The following is a 22,961-nucleotide window of genomic DNA, read 5'->3' as shown; positions in this document are numbered from 1 at the left end:
GTCCTCAGTTTTATGCTAATGGTGGCAGCGTCATGTCCAGAACGGCCTGATGCTGACTTTTACGAAACTGCTCAAGTTTTGCTTCCAGTTTTTTGTCATGGATAGATAACTGGGCAATAGCAAATAGGGCTGCGTTGGCGGCACCAGCTTCACCAATGGCAAATGTCGCCACAGGTATTCCCTTCGGCATTTGCACGATGGATAATAAAGAATCCTGACCTTTCAGGTAGCGAGAGGGAACTGGTACACCAAGCACCGGTACCAATGTATTCGCAGCGAGCATGCCAGGTAAATGAGCAGCACCTCCGGCACCAGCGATAATACAGCTTAATCCTTTAGCTTTAGCCGTTTTAGCGTACTCGGTTAACAGGTCAGGTGTTCGGTGGGCAGAGACAACTTGAGTTTCATAGCTACGCCGAAAGCTTCAAGTTGCTCGACGGCTTTTTGCATGACAGGCCAGTCACTATTGCTGCCCATCACTACACCTACCAGTGGTTTGTCCATTGTTAGTCCGATTGTATTGTCAGAAAAGCAGTGCATTTTAGCTATTTTATTGAAAATAGGAAAATTTACTGCTGATAGCACGGTCTAAAAGTGTAGCTAGAATTGAATGGTGCCGGATCAATCGTTATACTAGGTGATCCTTTCTGCCGTGTTTTTGTGCGACGCTCCTCAGTTTTGACATAGCTGTGCTGGTTTAACCACCGGAATGGAGCTGCGACGGCGCTAACAAACGATGAAGGTATGTGACGTGAGTCAGCCAACAGAACTAACACAAGGTCTTTACAGACCTGAATTTGAGCGCGATAACTGCGGATTCGGCCTGATTGCCCAAATGGATGGTAAGCCAAGCCACTGGCTGGTTAAAACCGCCATTGAAGCTTTGGGTAACCTGACCCATCGAGGTGCGATCGGTGCTGATGGTAAGACCGGCGACGGTTGCGGTTTATTGCTGAAAAAGCCTGACAGCTTCTTTAAAGCGATTGCCGAAGAGCTTGGCTTTTCATTGGCAGAGCATTATGCAGTCGGTATGGTTTTTCTGTCACAGGACGACGACAAAGCACAGTTAGCGCAAGATGCGGTGAGCGAAAAACTGACTGAACAGGGTTTGCATGTATTGGGCTGGCGCGAAGTGCCGGTTGATGCTGAAACAGCCTGCGGTCAGGAAGCATTACGTTTACTGCCGAAGATGCGCCATGTATTTGTTAATGCCGGTGAATCAATGGATGCTGCCGCTTTTGAGCGCAATCTATACATCGCTCGCCGTAAAGCAGAAAAAGCAATCACCGACGATAAAGACTTTTACATTCCAACCCTGTCATCACAAGTGGTGTCTTATAAAGGCTTGGTAATGCCGTCTTATTTGCCGGTGTTTTACAAAGACCTTGGTGATGAGCGGATGGAAACGGCTATTTGCGTATTCCACCAACGTTTCTCCACCAATACCTGGCCGCAATGGCGTTTGGCTCAGCCTTTCCGTTATCTGGCACACAATGGTGAAATCAATACTGTTCAAGGTAACCGTAACTGGGCTTTGGCCCGCGGTGCCAAGTTTGCGACATCGTTGATCGAAAACATGGAAGACATTCGTCCATTAGTTGGTACCACCGGTTCTGACTCATCTAGCATGGATAATATGCTGGAAGCATTGTTGGCGGGTGGCGTTAGCATGTTCCGTGCAATGCGTTTGTTGATTCCACCAGCTTGGCAAAACGATCCGACCATGGATGCGGATCTGAAAGCATTCTACGATTTTAACTCGATGCATATGGAACCATGGGATGGCCCTGCCGGTGTCGTTATCACCGATGGTCGTTATGCAGCGTGTACATTGGATCGCAATGGTTTACGTCCAGCGCGCTATGTCATTACCAAGGATCGCCATATCACACTGGCATCAGAAGTCGGCGTGTATAACTATCAGCCAGAAGATGTCGTAGCAAAAGGTCGCCTGAAACCAGGTCAAATGCTGGCGGTAGACACTCAGACCGGTGAATTGTTGATGCCAGAAGATATCAACAATATGCTGAAAAACGCTCAGCCTTATGGCGAGTGGCTGAATAATAATTTGCAGCGTCTGGAAGACACCGAAAGAGACGATGAGCATACCTTGCCGGAAATTCAGGGTGAAGAGCTGGAAATCTTTGAAAAAATGTTCGGCGTCAGCTTCGAAGAGCGCGATCAAGTTCTGCGAGTTTTAGGTGAGATCGGTCAAGAAGCCGTTGGTTCGATGGGTGATGATAGCCCGTTTGCGGTCATGTCACAGAAAGTCCGTTCGTTGTACGACTTTTTCCGTCAGCAGTTCGCTCAGGTAACCAATCCGCCGATCGATCCTTTGCGTGAAAACATTGTTATGTCGTTGGAGACCTGTATCGGTCAAGAGCGCAACCTGTTTGAAGAAGGTGAAGATCACGCTCAACGTGTGGTGTTGGATTCTCCGGTACTGACTGAAAAGCTGTTCAATCAGATCCTTAAACTGGGTGACAACGATCCAGAATACAAATCCTATCGTATTTCGTTGAATTACCAGCCAGAAATCGGCCTGGAAAAAGCAATTGATGCGATTTGTGCAGATGCAGAACTAGCTGTCCGTAGTGGCAATGTTGTATTGGTTCTTAGTGATCGTGATATTTCCAAAGATACACTGCCGGTACATGCCCTACTGGCAACTGGTGCGGTACATCAGCATCTGATTAAATCCGGTTTGCGCTGCGATGCCAACTTGATTATTGAAACCGCAACCGCCCGTGATCCACATCATTTCGGGGTGCTGCTGGGTTATGGCGCAACTGCAATTTACCCTTATCTTGCATACGCTTGCTTGCAGGATCTGCGTGCCACCAATGAAATCAAAGATATTGAGCATGCCAAGTTATGCCGTCACTACCGTAAAGGCATCAATAAAGGATTGTTCAAAATCACCTCGAAAATGGGTATCTCAACGATTGCCAGCTACCGTGGCGCTCAACTGTTTGAGATTGTCGGTTTGAACGATGCCGTGGTTGAAAAATGTTTCACTGCCACAACCAGCCGAGTCAACGGAGCTGATTTTGAAGCCTTGCATGAAGATCAGTTGCAACTATCTAAATTGGCTTGGAATCAACGTAAAAAACGTGAACAAGGCGGTTTGCTGAAATTCATCCATGGTGGTGAATATCACGCCTATAACCCTGATGTTATCGGCACCCTGCAGAAAGCCGTTCAGGGTGGCAGTTATGATGACTACAAAACTTATGCGGCTCTAGTCAACGAACGGCCAGCGATGGTTTTACGCGACCTGCTTGATGTCAAATTGGCCGATACACCGCTCGATATTGAAGAAGTTGAAGATACTGGCGCTATTCTCAAACGCTTTGACAGCGCAGGTATGTCTTTAGGTGCTTTATCGCCCGAAGCTCATGAAGCGTTGGCGATTGCGATGAACCGTTTAGGTGGTCGTTCAAATTCTGGTGAAGGTGGTGAAGATCCGGATCGTTTTGGTAACGAGCGTGTCTCCAAAATCAAACAGATTGCTTCAGGCCGCTTTGGTGTAACACCACATTATCTGGTCAACGCAGAAGTATTGCAGATCAAAATCGCTCAAGGCGCCAAGCCTGGCGAGGGTGGTCAGTTACCTGGTGGCAAAGTCAATCAGATGATTGCGACACTGCGCCATTCTGTACCAGGCGTAACACTGATTTCACCGCCGCCACATCATGATATCTATTCGATTGAAGATCTGGCGCAGCTGATTTTTGACTTGAAACAGGTCAACCCGGATGCCTTGGTATCAGTAAAACTGGTATCGCAAGCAGGTGTCGGAACCGTTGCCGCAGGTGTGGCAAAAGCCTATGCCGATTTGATTACTATTTCTGGTTATGACGGTGGTACCGGTGCCAGCCCGCTGACATCGGTCAAATATGCTGGCGGTCCTTGGGAGCTTGGCTTGAGTGAAGCCCACCAGACTCTGCGTGCCAATGATTTACGTGACAAAGTTCGTCTGCAAACAGATGGTGGTTTGAAAACTGGTTTGGATGTCATTAAGGCAGCGATTCTGGGAGCAGAAAGTTTTGGCTTCGGTACTGGTCCAATGGTGGCATTAGGTTGTAAATACCTGCGGATCTGCCATTTGAATAACTGTGCGACCGGTGTTGCAACGCAGAATGAAAAGCTGCGTACACAGCACTTTATCGGTTTGCCACAAATGGTGATGAACTACTTCCAGTTTGTGGCTCGTGAAACCCGTGAGTGGTTAGCTAAACTCGGTGTTCGCAGTTTGCAGGACTTGATTGGTCGTACTGATTTACTGGAAATTTTGCCAGGCACTACGGACAAGCAACGCGGATTGAATCTGCAACCGTTATTGTCAAACGCTGGTGTTCCGGCCGATAAACCCCAGTTCTGTCTTGAACCGAAAAATGAACCTTATGATAAAGGTGAATTGGCTGAACAGATGGTGGTTGATATTAAAGAAACCATCGTTAATAAAACTGGCGGTGAATTCAGTTACAGCATTCGTAACATAAACCGTTCAATTGGTGCACGGTTATCTGGTGAGATTGCCAAGCTTCATGGCAATTACGGCATGATTGATAAGCCTATCCGTCTGAATCTGAAAGGTTCTGCCGGACAAAGCTTTGGTGTATTCAATGCCGGCGGTCTGGAAATGCGTCTTGAAGGCGATGCCAATGACTATGTCGGTAAAGGCATGGCGGCAGGTAAATTGACCATTTATCCATCACCTGAAAGTGATTTTGAAACGCAGAATGCCAGTATTATTGGTAACACCTGTTTATATGGTGCGACTGGCGGTGAATTGTATGCAGCAGGTAAAGCTGGCGAACGCTTTGCAGTACGTAATTCCGGCGCAGTAGCTATTGTCGAAGGCGTCGGCGATCACGGTTGTGAGTATATGACTGGTGGGGTTGTTGTCGTGCTGGGCGAAACCGGCCTGAATTTTGGTGCGGGTATGACTGGCGGTCTGGCTTATGTGCTGGATTTGGATAACACCTTTGCTGAACGTTATAACGAAGAGCTGGTTGAATTGGTGCGGATTGACAGCGACGAAATGTCCGAAGCTGCTCTGCATCTAAAAGGCCTTATTGAAGACCACGTGCGTGAAACCGGTAGTGTCTGGGCGCACCAGATCCTGGATCGCTTTGAACAGGCGATTAAAGAATTCTGGCTGGTCAAACCCAAAGCAGCGTCATTGGATGGTTTATTGAAAATCGCCACCAAAGCGGCCTGATACAACTGGTAAAACAAAATAACGATGAAAAAAAATACGTTTCAATTTTTAGATGTAGGTCGTGTTGACCCCAAAAAACTCGATGCAAACGTTCGCAAACAGCAATTTGGTGAAATTTACGGGCAATTTGATGCGCCTCAGGCGGCTGAACAGGCTGACCGTTGTCTGGAATGTGGTAATCCGTACTGTGAATGGAAGTGCCCAGTACACAACTATATTCCAAACTGGCTGAAACTGATTAGTGAAGGCAATCTTGAACAGGCTGCTGAACTGGCCCATCAGACGAACACTTTGCCAGAAATTTGTGGTCGGGTATGTCCTCAAGACCGTCTATGTGAAGGCGCCTGTACCTTGAATGACGGCTTTGGCGCCGTGACCATTGGCTCTGTAGAAAAATACATTACCGATACCGCTTTAGCTCAAGGCTGGCGTCCGGATTTATCCAAGGTTGTCGATACTGGTAAACGTGTTGCGGTGATTGGTGCGGGCCCTGCAGGTTTAGGTGCCGCTGACGTATTAGTTCGCAATGGTGTAAAACCAGTAGTGTTTGATCGCTACCCTGAAATTGGTGGCTTACTGACCTTTGGTATTCCAGAATTCAAATTAGAAAAAGACGTTGTTAAACGCCGCCGTGAAGTTATGGAAGGTATGGGAATTGAATTCCGCCTGAATACCGAAGTAGGTAAAGACATTGAATTTGATGCTTTGCTTGACGAATACGATGCCGTTTTCCTCGGTATGGGAACCTACACTTATATGAAAGGTGGCTTCCCTGGCGAAGAATTGCCAGGCGTATATGAAGCGTTACCGTATCTGGTGGCGAACAACAAAAAATTGCTGGATTTACCTTCAGAAAATTATGTTTCGCTGGAAGGTAAGAAGGTAGTTGTGCTCGGTGGCGGTGATACAGCAATGGACTGTAACCGTACGGCAATTCGTCAAGGTGCAACTAACGTTATCTGTGCATACCGTCGTGATGAAGAAAACATGCCGGGTTCACGCCGTGAAGTAAATAATGCGCGTGAAGAAGGCGTTGAATTTATGTGGAACCGTCAGCCGATTGAAATTGTTGGCGATGGCAATAAAGTAACCGGTGTCAAAGTGGTCACTACAGCAATGGGTGAGCCTGACGAGCGTGGTCGCCGTCGTCCTGAACCAGTACAAGGTAGTGAAGAAATTATTCCTGCTGATGCAGTCGTAATCGCTTTTGGTTTCCGCCCAAGCCCAGCACCATGGTTTGAAAAATTCAATGTCAGCATTGATGATGGTGGCCGTGTTGTTGCTCCTGCTGAAGGTGCTTGCGCTTATCAAACCACTAATCCGAAAATTTTCGCCGGTGGTGATATGGTTCGTGGCTCTGATCTAGTGGTTACCGCTGTTTGGGAAGGCCGACAAGCGGCTGAAGGTATTCTTGAATATCTGGAAGTGTAAAACTCCAGTTTTTATCTGAAAAATAGTGGCAATCTTATCGCACTGAGTTGGTCATACTCGCTTGAGTCTGATCTCTCAGTGCGATTTTGTTTCTGAGTTAGGGCTTGTTTATCTTTCATATCCGCCTCTGTTGTGAGCTGAAAAAGCGTCAATCAAGGCACGAGGAGCGCCTTTTAGTTATTCTAAATAAGCGACGAGCAACGCAGAGTGACGCTTTTTCAGTCACAACCCGAAGGGCTGGGGCTATTTTTGCGGCCGCCTGCGTTGTCAATCACTTATGTAGGGTGGCTACACTGCGTGCTTTCCGCCTTGTCGGACACAAAAATAGCCGCCAGCAGTGGTGGATATGAAAGATCAACAAACCCTAGTAATTGCCATCAACAAAAAAGGTGCTCCGGTGTCCGAATTAAAAAATGATCGTTATCTGCGTGCTTTATTAAAGCAACCTGTCGATAAAACCCCGGTTTGGATTATGCGTCAGGCTGGTAGGTATTTGCCCGAGTACCGTCAGGTGCGTGAAAAGGCTGGTGACTTTATGACTTTGTGTACTACGCCAGAGCTGGCCTGTGAAGTCACTTTGCAGCCGCTTCGACGTTACGATCTGGATGCCTCGATTATTTTTTCCGATATTTTGACCATTCCTGATGCAATGGGGCTTGGCCTGCATTTTGTCGCCGGAGAAGGACCAAGATTTCATAAAACCGTACGCAGCGCAGCCGATGTAGCTAATCTCAGCGTTCCGGATATGGAAGATAGCCTGGGATATGTAATGGATGCGATCCGTCTGACCCGCAGAGAAATTGATGGCAAGGTACCGTTAATCGGTTTTAGTGGCAGTCCGTGGACATTGGCTTGTTATATGGTTGAAGGTGGTTCGAGCAAGGATTTCGCCAAAATCAAAGCCATGATGTTTGATGAGCCAAAAGTGATGCATAGTTTGTTATCGGTACTTGCCGAGTCAGTAACTGCTTACTTAAATGCTCAAATTGCTGCTGGGGCACAGGCTTTAATGTTATTCGATACCTGGGGTGGGGCCTTAAGTGGACCGAATTACAAAGAATTTTCATTAGCCTACATGCAGCAAATTATCAGTGGCTTAACCAAAGAAAATGAAGGAAGACGCGTGCCGGTAACCATGTTCACCAAAGGTGGCGGCCAATGGTTAAGCCATATGGCCGAAGTGGGGGCAGATGCCTTAGGGTTGGATTGGACCACGGATATCTCGCTGGCGCGTTACCAAGTCGGTGATAAAGTGGCCTTACAGGGCAATATGGACCCTTGTGTTTTGTATGCTCAGCCGGAAAGAATAAAAACAGAAGTAAAAGAAATTCTCAAAGCCTATGGTCATGGCAGTGGCCATGTGTTTAATTTGGGCCATGGTATTCATCCGACGATTAATCCGGAACACGTTGCAGCGTTAGTGGATGCGGTACATGCAGAAAGTGTTCAATATCATCAGTAATGGTTATCTATTAAAGCTGTAACAAGCCTTTGGGCTTGGTAAATTTCAGATATAAAAAAGGGCAGGATAAACCTGCCCTTTTTTGTTGTGTCGAGAATGACTTAGTTAGAATTATTAGTGAACTCTGGGTATGCTTCCATACCACATTCCACCAAATCCACACCTTCGTATTCTTCTTCTTCGGTCACACGCAGACCCATAATCATTTTCAGTACTGCCCAGATAATGAAGCTGGAAACAAATACCCAAACAAAGATGGTTACGGCACCGATGATTTGTGCAGAGAAACTGGCATCAGCGTTTGTCAGTGGCACTGCAAGCAGACCCCACAGACCAACCACACCATGCACAGAAATTGCACCGACAGGGTCATCAATTTTCACTTTATCCATAAAGACGATTGAGAACACTACAATTGCACCACCCACAGCACCAATGATGGTTGCCATCAATGGAGTCGGCGTGTCAGGGCCAGCAGTGATTGCAACCAGACCAGCCAGAGCACCATTCAGAATCATGGTTAAGTCAGCTTTACCGAATAACAATTTGGCAACAACCAGAGCAGCAAGTACACCACCAGCCGCTGCAGCATTTGTATTCAGGAATACCATTGCCACTGCGTTGGCACTAGCCATATCGCCTAATTTCAGAACAGAACCGCCGTTGAAGCCGAACCAACCCATCCACAGGATGAAGGTACCTAAAGTGGCTAAAGGCAGGTTTGCACCAGGGATCGGGCGAACTTCACCGTTAGGACCATATTTACCTTTACGAGCACCCAGCAAGATAACACCAGCTAATGCTGCAGCAGCACCCGCCATGTGAACAATACCGGAACCAGCAAAATCCAGGAAGCCAAGGTCACCCAGGTTGTACATGCCAAATACATCAGCACCACCCCAAGTCCAAGAACCTTCCATTGGGTAGATGAACGCTGTCATTACAACGGCAAATGCAGCAAAAGCCCACAATTTCATACGTTCAGCAACAGCACCTGAAACGATAGACATTGCTGTAGCAACAAACACAACTTGGAAGAAGAAGTCTGATGCAGAAGAGTAAACTGCGCCGCCTTCAAAGCCTTCTTCAGCAGATAATGCCAATGCATCAGCTACCAGTGTTTCACCACCGTCAATGCCAGCAAGGAATAAACCGCCGCCGTACATGATGTCATAACCTACAACCAGATAAGAGGTACAGGCAATAGCAAACAGCATTACGTTTTTGGTCAGAATTTCAGTGGTATTTTTAGCACGAACCAGACCTGCTTCAAGCATTGAGAAGCCGGCCGCCATCCACATAACCAAAGCACCACATACTAAAAAGTAAAAGGTGTCCATGGCGTACTGGAGTTGGAAGATTTCATTTTCCATTATCTATACTCCCTAAGCTTACAGAGCTTCTGGGCCGGTTTCGCCAGTGCGAATCCGAACCACTTGCTCAAGTGGGTAAACGAAGATTTTGCCATCACCGATTTTGCCAGTGTTAGCACCTTTAATGATAGCTTCGATAACTTGTTCTACGATGCCATCATCAATTGCGATTTCCAGTTTCAATTTTGGCAGGAAATCCACAACATACTCCGCACCTCTGTATAGCTCAGTGTGCCCTTTTTGACGTCCAAAGCCTTTTACTTCAGAAACCGTTAAACCTTGCACGCCGATTTCGGAGAGTGATTCGCGGACATCATCAAGCTTGAAAGGCTTGATAATTGCTACAACTTGTTTCATAAGCGTATTCCTTCTTTAGAAAAGAAGGCCCTGATTATCAGGGCCTTCTGCTTGAGCTGTTTAGAATGACGAGCTGACACTTACTACGAAACGATCATCTGCATTGCTTCTACTTGCAGCAAAGTCTTTACCATCGCTGTCAGTTCCTACGTAAGCAACAGACCAATCCAAACCGACAAAGCTTTTAGTCAAACCAATGCTGTAATCAGTGTAACTATCATCTAAATCGGTACCAGTATTACGATCAGAGTCGGTATAGCCATAATGTGCTGATAGCGCTAAACCGTACGGAAGATCATAATCAAATCCAAGTTTATAATAAATTTCATCTTCACCAGTATTACCCCAGTCGTTTGTATAGAAAACAGTAGCACTGAAATAGCTATAAGAAAGACCAGCATAATATTCGTTATAGTCTAAGCTGTCTGAGCCACGTGAACCTGGATACATATAACGAAGAGCACCTACGTCATAGCCGATACCACTTTCACCAAACTCATTGGCAAAGCCAGCATAGATGTCGATTTCAATGTTGGTTTCTTCATCGATAGAGAGATTCGAAGCCCAGGTGCCGGCATAAAAACCTGATGTGTGCGCGTAATCAAATCCACCTTGAATAGCAGGTTTATCATCAGTGAAAGAAATACCTCTAAAGATGTAATCACTAAACAGACCGATATTTGCACTGGTAGAATGCGCGCCGTCTTCGCTTTCCCATGCCATTGCTGATGAAGTAGCTAAAACTGTAGTTGCAGCAAGACACATTGCTGAGAGCGTTTTGAATTTCATTTAAATCTCCTCGTTTGAATTGTTTTGTAGTCTTGTTGAATCCGATGCGTTGATTTTTTACAACATCGTGTATTCAGACTGCCACAACTAACGCAGTTTACATGCCAGTTTTAAAAAACAATTAAAATACATATGCTTAGGTTAATTTGCAGACATTGCGCTGCTATCAAAAGAGTTATTTTGGTGCGATGATGAAATTGCTTTGCTCAAAAATGGTGCAAATTCTGTTAATGAAGATTAATAGCTGGCTTGTTATGATGCCTGCACCTACGAAGATGAGAACGACAAATGAATTATCCACAAATTAATCCAGTTGCCCTTGAGCTTGGTCCACTAGCGATACATTGGTATGGCTTGATGTATCTGTTTGGCTTTGTTGCAGCCTGGATGCTGGGTAGATGGAGAGCCAATGATCGAGGATGGGAAAAATCCCAGGTAGAAGATCTGCTTTTCTATGGTGCGATTGGTGTCATTTTGGGAGGCAGGATTGGCTATGCTTTATTTTATGATTTACCGAATGTACTGGATAACCCACTGAATTTATTCAAAGTCTGGCAGGGAGGCATGTCGTTCCATGGTGGTTTAATTGGTGTACTTGTTGCAATTTGGCTATTTGGTCGCAAGTCGGGTAAATCCTTTTTCGAAATCAGTGATTTTGCTGCACCTTTAGTGCCCTTGGGTTTGTTTTTTGGCCGGATAGGTAATTTTATTAATGGCGAATTATGGGGCCGAGCATCAGATGTGCCGTGGGCAATGGTATTTCCTACCGGAGGACCGTTAGCACGTCATCCTTCACAGCTTTATCAGGCCATGCTGGAAGGCCTGTTACTGTTTATTATTCTTTGGTGGTTCTCGGCAAAAACGCGTCCCCGTGCAGCAGTATCAGGTCTGTTTTTATTAGGCTACGGCTGTTTCCGTTTTGTAGCAGAGTTTTTCCGGGTGCCCGATCCGCAATACGGCTATCTGGCGTTTGATTGGTTCACAATGGGGCAGCTACTCTGCGTCCCGATGATTATTGCAGGTGCAGCTATGATCTTCTGGGCCTACCAAAGCGCTAATCCAACAAAATCATCAACCAGGTAGCGGCACTGAGTAATAAGGTTAATAACACCGCAAGCGATCCATAATCCTTGGCTCGGCCAGACAGTTTGTGAACATCGGTGCTCACTCTATCGACCACACACTCAATGGCCGAGTTAAGTGCTTCAACAATTAACACAGCGACCAGAGAGGCTATCATCAACAACCTTTCAGCTGGTGTGACATCAAGGAAAAAGCTGACTACGCCCAGTAATAACAGCAGAATAAATTCCTGGCGGAATGCTGATTCATAGCGAATTCCGGCATACAGTCCCTGTAATGAATAAACCAAAGCAAACATTAAGCGTTTGATGCCGGTGTTTTTTTCAATCATCGTTACACTGTCCAGTGAGTTTGTTAAAAATGCATAGCCAGATTGCACGGGTTTTTAGCGAAATCTGACCATAAATGATTGAAATATTAGGCAAAGATTATGACTGCCATGTTAAAATCCTCAGTCTTTTTATATGTTTTGTCGTGGGTGAGTTATGCAGTATCAGGATCAATATGACGTTATAGTCGTTGGCGGCGGCCATGCCGGTACCGAAGCTGCATTAGCAGCGGCTCGTCAGGGTGTAAAAACGCTATTGCTCACACAAAACATCGAAACCCTCGGTCAAATGAGCTGTAACCCGGCAATTGGTGGTATCGGTAAAGGCCATCTGGTTAAAGAGATTGATGCCCTTGGCGGCATCATGGCAAAAGCAGCCGATCGTGCCGGTATCCAATTCAGAATTCTTAATGCCAGCAAAGGCCCAGCGGTTAGAGCGACTCGTGCTCAGGCTGATCGTATTCGTTATAGAGCAGCTATCCGTGCCGTACTTGAATCCCAACCAAATCTTTATTTATTCCAACAAGCCGTAGACGATCTGATTGTTGAAAATAATCGTGTTGCCGGTGTGGTTACGCAATCAGGTTTACGATTTGGTGCCAAAACGGTTGTACTTACCGTCGGCACTTTCCTTGGCGGGGTAATTCATATTGGTTTACAGCGTCACCAAGGTGGTCGTGCTGGCGACCCTGCTTCTGTTGCCTTGGCAGAACGTCTTAGAGCATTACCGTTCCGTGTTGATCGATTAAAAACCGGCACCCCACCGCGTATTGCGACCAGCAGTATCGATTTTTCACAGTTGGCTGAACAACCAGGTGATACGCCCACGCCGGTATTTTCATTTCTCGGCAAGCGTGAACATCACCCGCAACAGATTTCCTGCTATATCACCCATACCAACGATAAAACCCATGAAGTGATCCGCAATAATCTGGATCGTTCACCGATGTACAGTGGCGAAATCGAAGGTATTGGTCCACGTTATTGCCCTTCCATTGAAGACAAAGTGGTGCGGTTTGCTGATCGTAATTCACATCAGATCTTTCTTGAGCCTGAAGGATTGGACTGTAACGAAGTCTATCCCAACGGTATTTCCACTAGCCTGCCGTTTGATGTGCAATATGAAATTGTTCGATCAATGAAAGGTCTGGAAAATGCCCATATCACTCGTCCGGGCTATGCCATTGAATATGACTTTTTTGATCCGCGTGATTTAACACCGTGGCTGGAAACCAAACATATGCCGGGCCTGTTTTTCGCCGGACAGATTAATGGTACTACTGGCTATGAAGAAGCCGCTGCCCAGGGTTTGATTGCTGGTCTGAATGCCGGATTGCAGGCACGTGAGCTGGAACCCTGGTATCCACGTCGTGATGAAGCCTATATCGGTGTATTAATTGATGACTTGATTACCTCCGGCACCAAAGAGCCATATCGCATGTTCACCAGCCGTGCGGAATATCGCTTGATGTTACGTGAAGATAATGCCGATTCACGTCTGACACCAATTGGTCGTCAGTTAGGCATTGTCGATGATGAGCGTTGGGCTATATTCAGTGCCAAGCTGGAAGCGATAGAGGCGGAAAATACCCGCTTGAATACCACACGAGTATCGGCAGATAAAATCGATCAGCAGCGCGCTATTTCAGTGCTGGGTGAACCTCTGGCAAAAAGCAGTACAGCAATCGAATTACTACGTCGACCCAGTGTGGATTATCAGGGCTTGATGAAATTGTTGGACGAAGAGCAATCAGTCGCCGATGACGTAGCCGAGCAGGTGATGATTCAAGTGAAATACGCTGGCTATATCAATCGCCAGCAAAATGAGGTGAATCGCCTGCAACGTAATGAAAGTACCACGCTACCGGCCGATTTGGATTATAAAAATGTACGTGGCTTATCCAACGAAGTTCGGGAAAAGCTGCAAAATGCCAAACCACAAAGTTTAGGACAAGCAGCGCGGATTTCGGGAGTAACCCCTGCTGCCGTTTCATTATTGTTAGTTCATCTGAAACGTTCAGGCTGGAGTGAAGCGAGCTGATGGGATTCGATTTAAAAGCACAGCTCGATGCGGGCTGTGCAGAACTGCAATTACAACTTTCTGACGAACAAAAAACCTTATTGCTGGATTATCTTGCACTGCTGCAAAAATGGAACAAGGTTTATAACCTGACCTCAGTACGTGATCCGCAAAGCATGCTGACACGGCATATCCTCGACAGCTTATCGCTCATTCCTTACCTGAACTGTAAAAGCTTGTTAGATGTTGGCAGTGGCGCTGGGCTTCCCGGTATTCCCATTGCCATCTGTTTTCCGCAAATGGCCGTGACCTTGCTAGACAGCAATATCAAAAAGACACGTTTTTTACAGCAAGTAAAAGCTGAATTGAAATTGAATAATGTCACGGTAGTACATGGGCGAGTCGAACAAATAAGCCTGCCCAAGGTAGAAGTTGTTACTGCCAGAGCATTTGCTACCATTGCCGAGATTATTGATTTAGCCGCAAGACACTGCGATGATGCGGGCAGCCTGATATTGATGAAAGGCGTATACCCTGAACAAGAACTGGCAGCGGTTCAAAACGGTTTCAAACTGCAAGATGTTGTAGCGCTGAGAGTACCGGGAGATCAGGCTGAGAGGCATCTGGTAAGACTGATTAAGGATTAGTATCAGTGGGAAATATATTTGCGGTTACCAATCAGAAAGGTGGTGTCGGTAAAACCACGACCACAGTAAATCTGGCGGCTTCACTTGCTGATTCGGGCAAAAAAGTGCTGATGATTGATTTGGATCCGCAAGGTAATGCAACCACCGGCTGCGGCATTGATAAAGATGCCATTGAAGTCAGCAGTTACGAAGTCATTATGGCGGAAGCCAAAGCCAGCGATGCCATCATTCGTCCCGAAGGTTTGGGGTTTGATGTGATGCCAACCAACACCGATCTTACGGCTGCCGAAGTCCAATTGCTGGACATCAAACTACGTGAACACCGTCTCAGATTAGCGCTGGAATCCAGCAAAGAAAAATACGACTTCATTCTGATCGACTGCCCGCCATCATTGAGCATGTTAACGGTCAATGCTCTGGTGGCCTCTAAAGGTGTGTTGATACCTATTCAATGTGAGTATTACGCGTTGGAAGGTTTGACCTCTTTGCTCCGTACTATTGAAAGAGTAAAACAACGTGCCAATCCCGCTTTAGAAGTCACCGGCATGGTGCGAACCATGTTTGATGCGCGTAATAACCTCGCCAATCAGGTTTCACGTCAGTTGATCAGTCATTTTCAAAACAAAGTCTTCCATTCGATAATTCCACGAAATGTTCGCTTAGCGGAAGCGCCCAGCCATGGCCTGCCTGTGTTAAATTATGACAGGACTTCGCGAGGCTCAATTGCTTACATGGCACTGGCCAGTGAATTGATGCGTCGTGATAAAAAAGCAACATCAGCAAGCTAACAGACAGGTATTCCTAGCATGGTAAGTAAAAAAAGAGGATTAGGCAGAGGACTTGATGCACTGTTAGGTGACGTCAATCAGGATGAAAACAGCCTGAACGATAGCTTGCAGCATTTCCCTCTGGACATGATCCAGCCCGGTAAATATCAGCCGCGGATGGATATGTCGCAGGAGTCCCTTGAAGAACTTGCCGACTCTATTCGATCTCAGGGGCTGGTCCAACCCATTGTGGTTAGACCGATTGATGGCGGACACTACGAAATCATTGCTGGAGAACGTCGCTGGCGAGCATCCAAGCTGGCTGGTTTAGAAAGTGTTCCGGTTTTAATCAAAGATGTTTCGGATCGTAATGCGATTGCGATGGCATTGATTGAGAATATTCAACGCGAAAATCTGAACCCTATGGAAGAGGCGAATGCCTTGTTCCGCCTGCGTGAAGAATTTGAATTGACTCATCAGCAAACCGCAGAGGCCGTCGGTAAATCTCGTGCCACCATCACCAATTTACTACGTTTGCGAAATCTGAATGATGATGTGAAAAAGTTGCTGGAAAACTGCGATCTGGAAATGGGTCATGCGCGAACTTTATTGGCTTTAGAAGGTGAAAGCCAGTCTGAAGCAGCATTGCAGATTGTTGAAAAAGGTCTGTCGGTTCGTGAAACAGAACAACTCGTTCGTCGTCTATTAAAACCTTCAGCTACAGATAAGCCCGAAGTGCCTCAACCTTCAGTCGAAGAAATCGAGCAAATCGAACAGCGTATTATGGAAAAGCTCGGCAATGGTTTCAGTATTAAACATCGCGCCAATGGTAAAGGTAAGCTGGTTTTTGATTATGCCAATGTTGATGAACTAAAACGGCTGATCAAACAAATTGGCGTTTAAAAGATAAGCTAATTTTTTCAGGTATTTTAATCTCTGAAACGCACAGAATTAGGGAAGCCCTGAGTCACTCTGGTGCAACTTAGTTTCATGATCTGCAATATCTAACAACTCTTGGTAAGGCACTAAGCATCAATTTGTGCTTGAAATCACATTTTTAAAGCCTTTTAATCCGTTCCACTCAATCAATCCTTTCGCTGGACTGACAATTGCATATTCCGACTTAATCAAAAGTTATGGAATCAGCAATGAAATTGTTGAACAGGATATTCAATTCATCAGAGCTCAGTGAAGCCAAGCTAAACAACGTGTTGGTGCCGGAGCTTCCTATCAGCCAGCATTTCTCTGAGGAAGAAAAACGTTTTTATCGTTCGATTCAACTGGTGAGCAGTCAGACAGCCCAACTTTCCAGACAGATTTTTCGCGCGCTGGAAGTTCAGCAAAACTTTTTATCGGAGATCGGTCAACGTACTGAGAAACTGGATACCGAATTAAAACAAGCCAATGATTATCTCAACAGTTCAAATTCCACTGTTGGTGCATTGCAAACGCAGATTGATGTTGAGGTAAATGATGTCAACACCGCAGTCGGCCTGGCAATGCAACAGATCACCGTGACACTGAATGAGAAATCGCACAACGTTACGGATGTACTTGATGGCATTCTGGAAATTGGTCGTGGGGTTAACATGCTGGCACTAAATGCTGCCATTGAAGCCGCGCGTGCCGGTGAGCATGGACGAGGCTTTGCAGTTGTTGCAGATGAAGTTCGACGACTGGCAGCGGTCACTATGGAAAGGGCAGAACAAGCCTCCAAACAACTCGACTTTACCCAAGTCAATGCTGAACTGGATAACATCAGCAAGACAAATGCTGAACGACTCAACAATTTTGTAGAGGTTATTCAATCTGCCACAGGCCAGTTAACCGAACTGTTTCACTCAATTAGTGAGCAGTTGACTGCGGTAATGGAAAACACCGCGGTGATCTTTGAAACGCTGGATCTAAGTAATGGCGTCATGCGGCGCATTCATAGTAAAAACACAATCATTAATGAAGTTGTTGAAGACACCTCAAAAGGCTTGGAAAAAATTGATATTCAAGCAGCAGATATCCATTCTGCCGTCAGATCCATGGATTCCACACTGAAAAAGCTCTATCTGGTGCCCGATGCAGCGCACGATCAGCTGGATGATATCTTGCTTCGTGGCAAACTTCGCGTTGCTATTGAGCCAAATTTTGTTGGTCTATCTTTCCGTGAAAAGTTGGGTGAACCACTTAAAGGAATGGATGTTGACTATGCCAAAGCCTTTGCCCGTTTTCTCGGTGTTGAATGTGAATTTATCGAAGCGCCATGGGATATGTGCACTGAATTACTTACGGCGGGTAAACGCTATGGTGAACCGCCGGCAGACATTGTAATCAGTGCGCTACCACCATCTGCCGAATACGATAATATTGCTTACTCTGAAGCATATACCTATCTGCACTGGGTTTTGGCTCGTCGAAAAGGTGACAACAATATTAATCGGCTTGAAGATTTGGATGGCAAGGTAGTTGGCATCATCAATGATCCTGCGGCATTTCAAGTGCTCGAAGATCGAGGACTTCGCTGGAGTAGTAATGAAAGCAAAGCCGGAGGACGAGTAAAACTGGATAATCTGATTGCCTATTCCGATCAATCACGAATTCATAACTGTCTGGCCGATGGGGTGGTGGATGCCTTTGGCGTCGACTTGCCGATTTATTACTGGGCCTGTGAAAATACCGGTAGTCCTTGGTATGGCAAAATTGAAATTGTTCCAGGTAATATTGCTCAGCAGCCTTACTACTACACCATGGCGGTCAATGCATGGGGGTCAAGTTATCGATTACTGGCAAAAGCCAATGAGTTTATTGCCTGGTTCAAGCAGCAGCCCGAACGCAAACAGATCGAGCAAAGATGGCAGGGAGCCGCGGTCAGTGGCAATATCAGCTACCGTGACGAACCAGGAAATTTGATGGGCGAAGCTGAACTTAAATCCCTATATGAAGCGCATTGTCTGAAATTTGATTTGCAGCCAAAATCGCTAGAATTACCAGTAAAGTACAAAACGGCATAGTAAATTCTCTAGTCCCTGTTAACTAAAGAACAGGGACTAGTAATAACTTGGTCGGGAAAATATCACAGACAATTTCTCTCAAAACCAGAATCCAAAAATGGAATCTTTCACAAATAAAAAATTGCGGGTGAGTTAATTCATAAATCTGCAATTTTCTTCTGCCTAGAATAAATTAACCGAGATAGTCGTTGACCATGCAAAGCATAGGTCTATATAATTCCCTGATTTGCTTAAGGCAAAACTAAGATCCAGCGGATAAAAATGGAGCAGTTAACCAGAGTTGAGCCCATAAATCGTTTGCTAAAAACTCAGTTTATAGCATTGATTATCATGGTGGCTTGTGTCTCCTGGTTACAAGGCAAGGATGTCGCCATAGCCCTAAGCTTTGGCGGAATGATCAGTTTGGCCAACACATTGCTGCTTCGGTGGCATTTACTGAAAACAGTCAAGAAGGCTGGTGCAAACCCAGAGCTTAACCTTGGGGGAGCATTCAGGTGTATTGCAGAGCGATGGTTTCTCACCATAGCTATGTTTGCAGTGGGATTTGCGGTGCTAGAACTTAGCCCATTACCTTTACTGCTCGGCTTCGCGGCAATGCAAATAATTTTATTTATTGGACATATGAGACAGGCTTGAGATAAATCATGGCAGAAGAGCTAACAGTATCATCACATATCAAGCACCATCTACAGAATCTGGCCTTTGGTCGGAAACATGAAGAGATTGAACCAGGTGTTTGGGTGCCAACTGGCGATTGGGGTTTTGCCTTATCATCTGGTGAAGCATCACAGATGGGGTTCTGGTCGATTCACGTAGACACCATGTTTATGTCCATCATGCTTGGCGTGCTGATGATGTGGTTCTTCCGCAGCGTTGCCAAAAAAGTTTCTGCCGGCGTTCCAACCCCGATGCAAAACTTCGCCGAATTAATTATTGAATTTATTGACACCACCGTTCGTGGATCATTCTCAGGTGGCAAAACCACCTTTGTCGCCCCACTCGCTTTGACCATTTTTGTCTGGGTCTTCTTAATGAATCTGATGGACCTTGTGCCGGTCGATGTTTTCCCTCAAATCGCTGCACACACTGGTTCTTTCCTCTTCGGCGTCGATCCTCACGACGTATATTTCAAAATCGTACCAACAACTGACATCAATGCCCCGCTAGGTATGGCGTTGACCGTGTTGTTACTGATCATCTTCTTTAGTATCAAGATTAAAGGCTTAGGTGGATTCTTCGGAGAGCTTGCTTTCCAGCCATTTGGCAAGAAAATGCTGCCGTTCAACTTTGTGCTGGAAGTCGTAACACTGCTGGCAAAACCCTTCTCATTAGCAATGCGTTTATTCGGTAACCTTTACGCCGGTGAAATGATCTTCATTTTGATTGCCACTATGTACAGTGCCGGTCTGGTTATTGGCTCACTGGGCGCACTGTTACAAGTTGGCTGGGCAATTTTCCATATCCTGATTATTACTTTGCAAGCATTCATCTTTATGGTGCTGACGGTTGTATATCTGGATATGGCACATCAGGAACATCACTAATTTTTTGAGTGGTTTTTAGTTTTACTTTTTATTTATCAAAGAAGTTTTAGGAGAAAGAAATGGAACTAGGTTTAATCTTAATTGCAGGTGCTTTAATGGCTGGTCTGGGCGCACTGGGTGCCGCTTTAGGTATCGGTTTGCTGGGTGGACGTTTTCTTGAAGCCGCTGCACGTCAACCAGAATTAGTACCAGTATTACGTACGCAATTCTTCTTGGTTGCAGGTCTGCTTGACGCGGTGCCAATGATTTCTGTTGGTTTGGCAATGTACGTGTTGTTCGCAGTAGCGGTTTAATAGTTTAAACATTAACTACTACAAACCATTGCGATAACAAAGAGGTACAGGCATGAATATCAATGCAACCTTGATAGGTCAAGCAATTGCGTTCCTGTTTTTTGTTGGCTTTTGCATGAAATATGTATGGCCACCGATTATGCAGGCGCTTGATGAGCGTAAAAAGAAAATTGCTGATGGCCTGGCTGCTGCAGAACGTGGCAGACATGAACAGGAACTGGCAGAGAAGCGTGCTCAACAAGTGATTCACGAAGCCAAAGATCAGGCAAGCGAAATCGTTTCCCAGGCACAACGTCGTGGAAATGAAATTGTCGACGAAGCTAAAGGTACTGCACGTATTGAAGGTGAGCGAATTGTGTCATCTGCTCGTGCGGAAATTGAGCAAGAAGCTAATCGTGCTCGTGATGAACTGAGAGTTCAAGTCGGTGCAGTTGCACTGGCCGGTGCTGGCAAAATCCTTAGTCGTGAGATTGATGATAAAGCCCACAGTGATCTGCTCGATGAGTTAGTCAGCCAAATCTAGAGGAATCATAGGATGGCAGAATCAATAACCATCGCTCGCCCCTACGCATCAGCCGTATTTGCGATAGCACAAGAAAAAGGTGACATGCAGACATGGTCTGAGCTGCTCGCAGTTTTGGCTCAATGTGCTGAAAGCAGTGAAATTCAGGCAATTCTGGATAACCCTGCCGTCAGTGATCAGCAAGCAGTTGATTTCCTGGCTGGTATTACAGGTGAGTTGAATGCGGATGCTCGTGGCTTTCTGCTGTTATTGGCAGAAAACAATCGACTGATGCTGTTGCCTGAAATTGCTGAGCTATATGAACAGTTACGCGCCGAAGCGGAACAAAAACTGTTTGCAGATGTGATCACTGCGCGTCCATTGACCGATGAGCAAAAAAGCAAGATTGCTGCAGCACTGAAAAAACGTTTAGGCAAAGAAATTACGCTCAGCGAGAGTGTGGATGAAAGTCTGCTGGGCGGCGCAATCATTCGGGCAGGCGATCTGGTAATCGATGGATCTGCCTTAGGTAAATTGAACAGACTGGCCAGCGCGATAAGCTAAGCGGCCCGTAAAGAGGAAACAGAGATGCAACTGAATTCAGCAGAAATCAGTGACCTGATTAAAAAGCGAATTGAAAGCTTTGACGGGGCTACTGAAGCACGAACAGAAGGCACCGTAGTCGGTGTAACCGATGGTATCGTGCGTATTCATGGTCTTGCCGATGTCATGTCCGGGGAAATGCTTGAGTTTCCAGGCAACACTTTCGGTATGGCCCTTAACTTGGAACGTGACTCAGTCGGTGCCGTTGTTTTAGGTGCTTACCAACACATTTCGGAAGGCGACAAAGTCAAATGTACTGGTCGTATTCTGGAAGTACCAGTAGGTGAAGGCCTGTTGGGACGTGTTGTTGACTCATTGGGTAAACCAATTGACGGTAAAGGCGATATCCAGGCCAGCGGTACTTCTCCAATTGAGAAAGTCGCACCCGGCGTTATCGCGCGTAAATCAGTCGACCAACCACTGCAAACTGGTCTGAAATCTATCGATGCGATGATTCCAGTAGGTCGTGGTCAGCGTGAGTTGATTATCGGTGACCGTCAAACAGGTAAAACCGCTATCGCAGTTGATGCCATCATCAACCAAAAAGGTACAGGCGTTAAATGTATCTATGTTGCAATTGGTCAAAAAGCTTCTTCTATCGCGAACGTTGTTCGTAAACTGGAAGAACACGATGCGTTGGGTCACACCATCATCGTTGCTGCCTCTGCTTCTGATTCAGCTGCATTGCAATTTATTGCTCCTTACGCGGGTTGCTCAATGGGCGAATACTTCCGTGATAAAGGTGAAGATGCACTGATTATCTATGATGACTTAACCAAACAAGCTTGGGCTTACCGCCAAGTCTCATTGTTGTTACGTCGTCCACCAGGTCGTGAAGCTTATCCTGGTGACGTTTTCTATCTTCACTCACGCTTGCTGGAACGTGCAGCTCGTGTAAACGAAGATTACGTAGAAAAATTCACCAACGGTGAAGTGAAAGGCAAAACTGGTTCTTTAACTGCGTTGCCTATCATCGAAACCCAAGCTGGTGACGTATCTGCATTCGTACCAACTAACGTAATTTCGATTACAGACGGTCAGATCTTCTTGGAAACTGACTTGTTTAACGCTGGTATCCGTCCTGCGATTAACGCCGGTCTGTCGGTATCACGTGTTGGTGGTGCTGCTCAAACTAAAATCATCAAGAAACTTGGTGGTGGTGTACGTCTTGATTTGGCTCAGTACCGTGAATTGGCAGCATTTGCTCAGTTTGCTTCTGACCTTGATGAAGCGACTCGTGCACAAATCAGCCGTGGTCAACGTGTCACAGAATTGATGAAGCAAAAGCAATATCAGCCATTATCAATTGCTGAAATGGCGATCTCATTGTTCTCAGCCAACGAAGGCTTCCTGGATGATGTTGACGTTAGCAAAGTCGGTTCATTTGAAGCGTCACTGTTGTCAACCATGCGTTCACAGCATGCTGACCTGATGAACACTATCAACACCACTGGTAATTTTGATGACAATATCGCTGGCCAAATGCGCAGCGCGATTGAAAAATTCAAAGCCAACGGCAGCTGGTAAGCGAGG

19 protein-coding genes and 1 pseudogene are annotated in these 22,961 nt (G+C 46.0%); 15 read left to right on the top strand and 5 right to left on the bottom strand.

The annotated features are described in order from the left end of the window. Window positions 1-10: 10 nt before the first annotated feature. A pseudogene (gene purE, locus A9E74_RS01140) lies at window positions 11-504 on the bottom strand (5-(carboxyamino)imidazole ribonucleotide mutase). A gap of 232 nt (window positions 505-736) precedes the next feature. Here purE and gltB point away from each other — a divergent pair. The 3 genes from gltB (at window position 737) to hemE (ending at window position 8,120) form a co-directional block, all read left to right on the top strand. Then, window positions 737-5,227: a glutamate synthase large subunit gene (gltB, locus tag A9E74_RS01135; RefSeq protein WP_069294832.1), complete on the top strand. Its 4,491-nt coding sequence runs from the start codon at window positions 737-739 to the stop codon at window positions 5,225-5,227. Between the two features lie 24 nt (window positions 5,228-5,251). Beyond that, window positions 5,252-6,658 (top strand): FAD-dependent oxidoreductase, encoded by a 1,407-nt coding sequence (locus A9E74_RS01130; protein ID WP_069294831.1) that lies wholly within the window; start codon window positions 5,252-5,254, stop codon window positions 6,656-6,658. Between the two features lie 397 nt (window positions 6,659-7,055). Continuing rightward, the gene (hemE, locus tag A9E74_RS01125; RefSeq protein WP_069294934.1) at window positions 7,056-8,120 is read left to right on the top strand and encodes a uroporphyrinogen decarboxylase; all 1,065 of its coding nucleotides are present in this window, start codon (window positions 7,056-7,058) and stop codon (window positions 8,118-8,120) included. A 101-nt stretch (window positions 8,121-8,221) separates the two neighbouring features. On the opposite strand, the gene A9E74_RS01120 is transcribed toward hemE, so the two are convergent. Genes A9E74_RS01120 through A9E74_RS01110 form a run of 3 tightly spaced genes read right to left on the bottom strand, consistent with a single transcriptional unit; the run spans window position 8,222 to window position 10,639 of the window. Then, a complete protein-coding gene (locus A9E74_RS01120; protein WP_069294830.1) occupies window positions 8,222-9,493 on the bottom strand; it encodes an ammonium transporter in 1,272 nt (423 codons plus the stop codon). Window positions 9,494-9,511: 18 nt separating this feature from the next. Continuing rightward, window positions 9,512-9,850, bottom strand: a complete 339-nt coding sequence (locus A9E74_RS01115; RefSeq protein WP_069294829.1) for a P-II family nitrogen regulator — start codon at window positions 9,848-9,850, stop codon at window positions 9,512-9,514. Window positions 9,851-9,910: 60 nt separating this feature from the next. Beyond that, window positions 9,911-10,639 (bottom strand): TorF family putative porin, encoded by a 729-nt coding sequence (locus tag A9E74_RS01110; protein WP_069294828.1) that lies wholly within the window; start codon window positions 10,637-10,639, stop codon window positions 9,911-9,913. A gap of 288 nt (window positions 10,640-10,927) precedes the next feature. Here A9E74_RS01110 and lgt point away from each other — a divergent pair, with 288 nt between their 5' ends. Beyond that, window positions 10,928-11,722, top strand: a complete 795-nt coding sequence (gene lgt / locus A9E74_RS01105; RefSeq protein ID WP_069294827.1) for a prolipoprotein diacylglyceryl transferase — start codon at window positions 10,928-10,930, stop codon at window positions 11,720-11,722. Here the strand turns inward: lgt and A9E74_RS01100 are convergent. Further along, window positions 11,694-12,053 carry a diacylglycerol kinase gene (locus A9E74_RS01100; RefSeq protein WP_069294826.1) on the bottom strand — a complete coding sequence of 120 codons (360 nt, stop codon included), beginning with the start codon at window positions 12,051-12,053 and terminating at the stop codon, window positions 11,694-11,696. The genes lgt and A9E74_RS01100 overlap by 29 nt on opposite strands. Before the next feature lie 154 nt (window positions 12,054-12,207). On the opposite strand from A9E74_RS01100, the gene mnmG reads away from it, so the two are divergent. The 11 genes from mnmG (at window position 12,208) to atpA (ending at window position 22,955) form a co-directional block, all read left to right on the top strand. After that, complete coding sequence (gene mnmG, locus A9E74_RS01095) at window positions 12,208-14,091, top strand: tRNA uridine-5-carboxymethylaminomethyl(34) synthesis enzyme MnmG (RefSeq protein ID WP_069294825.1); 1,884 nt, start codon at window positions 12,208-12,210, stop codon at window positions 14,089-14,091. Next, window positions 14,091-14,717 (top strand): 16S rRNA (guanine(527)-N(7))-methyltransferase RsmG, encoded by a 627-nt coding sequence (gene rsmG / locus A9E74_RS01090; protein WP_069294824.1) that lies wholly within the window; start codon window positions 14,091-14,093, stop codon window positions 14,715-14,717. The genes mnmG and rsmG overlap by 1 nt, the downstream gene beginning before the upstream one ends. A 5-nt stretch (window positions 14,718-14,722) precedes the next feature. Then, the gene (locus A9E74_RS01085; RefSeq protein WP_069294823.1) at window positions 14,723-15,505 is read left to right on the top strand and encodes a ParA family protein; all 783 of its coding nucleotides are present in this window, start codon (window positions 14,723-14,725) and stop codon (window positions 15,503-15,505) included. Window positions 15,506-15,523: 18 nt separating this feature from the next. Further along, a complete protein-coding gene (locus A9E74_RS01080; protein WP_069294822.1) occupies window positions 15,524-16,387 on the top strand; it encodes a ParB/RepB/Spo0J family partition protein in 864 nt (287 codons plus the stop codon). Between the two features lie 245 nt (window positions 16,388-16,632). After that, on the top strand, window positions 16,633-18,486 hold the full coding sequence (locus tag A9E74_RS14860) for a methyl-accepting chemotaxis protein (RefSeq protein WP_069294821.1): 1,854 nt from the start codon (window positions 16,633-16,635) through the stop codon (window positions 18,484-18,486). Window positions 18,487-18,747: 261 nt separating this feature from the next. Continuing rightward, complete coding sequence (locus A9E74_RS01070) at window positions 18,748-19,122, top strand: ATP synthase subunit I (protein WP_069294820.1); 375 nt, start codon at window positions 18,748-18,750, stop codon at window positions 19,120-19,122. Between the two features lie 8 nt (window positions 19,123-19,130). Continuing rightward, window positions 19,131-20,030, top strand: a complete 900-nt coding sequence (gene atpB / locus A9E74_RS01065) for a F0F1 ATP synthase subunit A (protein WP_069294819.1) — start codon at window positions 19,131-19,133, stop codon at window positions 20,028-20,030. 59 nt (window positions 20,031-20,089) lie between these two features. Further along, window positions 20,090-20,323: a F0F1 ATP synthase subunit C gene (atpE, locus tag A9E74_RS01060; protein WP_069294818.1), complete on the top strand. Its 234-nt coding sequence runs from the start codon at window positions 20,090-20,092 to the stop codon at window positions 20,321-20,323. A 52-nt stretch (window positions 20,324-20,375) separates the two neighbouring features. Beyond that, window positions 20,376-20,846 carry a F0F1 ATP synthase subunit B gene (locus A9E74_RS01055; RefSeq protein ID WP_069294817.1) on the top strand — a complete coding sequence of 157 codons (471 nt, stop codon included), beginning with the start codon at window positions 20,376-20,378 and terminating at the stop codon, window positions 20,844-20,846. Window positions 20,847-20,858: 12 nt separating this feature from the next. Next, entirely contained in the window at window positions 20,859-21,389 is a 531-nt protein-coding gene (locus tag A9E74_RS01050) for a F0F1 ATP synthase subunit delta (protein ID WP_069294816.1), read from the top strand. A 24-nt stretch (window positions 21,390-21,413) separates the two neighbouring features. Continuing rightward, on the top strand, window positions 21,414-22,955 hold the full coding sequence (gene atpA / locus A9E74_RS01045) for a F0F1 ATP synthase subunit alpha (protein ID WP_069294815.1): 1,542 nt from the start codon (window positions 21,414-21,416) through the stop codon (window positions 22,953-22,955). The last annotated feature ends 6 nt before the right edge of the window (window positions 22,956-22,961 follow it).

Origin of the sequence: Methylophaga muralis, assembly GCF_001720165.1 — a bacterium.
Taxonomy (GTDB): Bacteria; Pseudomonadota; Gammaproteobacteria; order Nitrosococcales; family Methylophagaceae; genus Methylophaga; species Methylophaga muralis.
Note: the sequence above shows the minus strand (reverse complement) of the source record. Positions and strands in the feature narration are given on the sequence as shown.